Annotated in this window: 2 protein-coding genes; both read right to left on the bottom strand. The window is 62.4% G+C overall.

The window, feature by feature from the left end; all coding sequences use genetic code 11:
* Positions 1–141: 141 nt before the first annotated feature.
* A complete protein-coding gene (locus tag E0765_RS02595) occupies positions 142–669 on the bottom strand; it encodes a gamma-glutamylcyclotransferase (protein ID WP_223175663.1) in 528 nt (175 codons plus the stop codon).
* A partial coding sequence (locus E0765_RS02590; RefSeq protein ID WP_132811672.1) for a glucosamine 6-phosphate synthetase occupies positions 662–1234 on the bottom strand: 573 nt, incomplete at its 5' end. The genes E0765_RS02595 and E0765_RS02590, both read right to left, overlap by 8 nt.

Below are 1234 nucleotides of genomic sequence, written 5' to 3'. Positions count from 1 at the left end.
TTTGGTTGTTTGCCACGTCCGCCAGAGGCGAAACGGGAGAGACTGGACGCACCTCTCCCAGGTTAAAAAGCTCCATCAATATACAAAGGCACTATGTGCTATGTCAAACGATCTTTACCGATTTGAGCCGATTTTTTTCTATCACGCTCGATGCCAGACGCCGGTGTCAAGCCGGGTGCCGTTTTCAACATGGGGCATCCAGTAGGTCCAGGCTGGAATCGAGGTGCGCCCGCACAGCACCGCCACCATCACCCGCTGGTACATGCTGTGGCCGCCGGGCCGAAAGCCTTCCAGCCGGTCGATGGGCGGCAGATCGCGCTGCGGATCGGTGAAGGTCACCAGTTCCCCATGGATCAGATCCCAGTCTCCGGTCGGGCGACCGAAGCGCTGCGTGCCGATCTCCTGCTGCCTGCGGGCGTCCGCCAGTGGATCGGCGGTGCCCCGGGCAAGGATCAGTCCCTCCGGCACCTCGAGGGCCGGGAACCCGGCGTGGAGATGGTAGAGCCTGCCCCAGACCACGGCCGGTTCGATACTGCGGGCCTGGGCGCAGAAACGTTGATGGTTCCAGTAGCCCCGTTTCAGGGTGCCGTAGACGAAGAGCCGGAGGATGGTCTCGGGACTGTCTTCCGGTTTGTGTTCAGTTTTACGCTGTCTCCAATGTTCATGCATTCACTCCTTCGGGCAGTGTCCCTTTGCGCTCCTGGGGTATGAAGCGGAATTCGCTGTTTTCGATGGCCCGCACATCCGCGTGGCGGATGGTGAGCATGGTCATGGGCGGCACCTCCAGCTCGCGCCAGCCCTTCTCGTTGGCCACGGCAAAGTCGATAAAGGCGTCGTCCGAGGCGTAGAGCACCACCCGGTGCTGGCGGTGGATGCGCAGGCAGAGTGGCTTGTTGCCCTTGAGCACGGTGATGGTGCCGGGGTCGAGGCGTGAGGTCAGCACGGCGCTCATTTGGCCGCGACAGAGGGCAAGCGCCTTCTTCAGCCCCTCCTGGTCGATGGGGCCTTCTGGCGCGAAGCGGTCGGCCAGACGGAAGATCAGCTCGCTGTCCACCTCTGCGTAGCGCGGCAGCCTAAGGCGGCGGAACAGATAATCGGCGTTGTAGATGGTGCCGTTGTGAGTGCCGATGACGATCCCGGCCCGGATGGGATGGTTGTTGCGGTTGTTGAACTCGTTGCCCCGGGTGCGCCAGCGGGTGTGGCCCATGAGGATGGTGGTCTCGTTGTCGACCTG

It is taken from the genome of Sulfuricurvum sp. IAE1 (genome assembly GCF_004347735.1).
In the GTDB taxonomy this organism is placed as follows: Bacteria; Campylobacterota; Campylobacteria; order Campylobacterales; family Sulfurimonadaceae; genus Sulfuricurvum.
This window is presented reverse-complemented; position numbering and strand designations above follow the sequence as displayed.

Bases quoted from the DNA above. Each gene is read 5' to 3' on its own strand.
- E0765_RS02595 (WP_223175663.1), bottom strand. From the start codon at position 669: ATGCATGAACATTGGAGACAGCGTAAAACTGAACACAAACCGGAAGAC.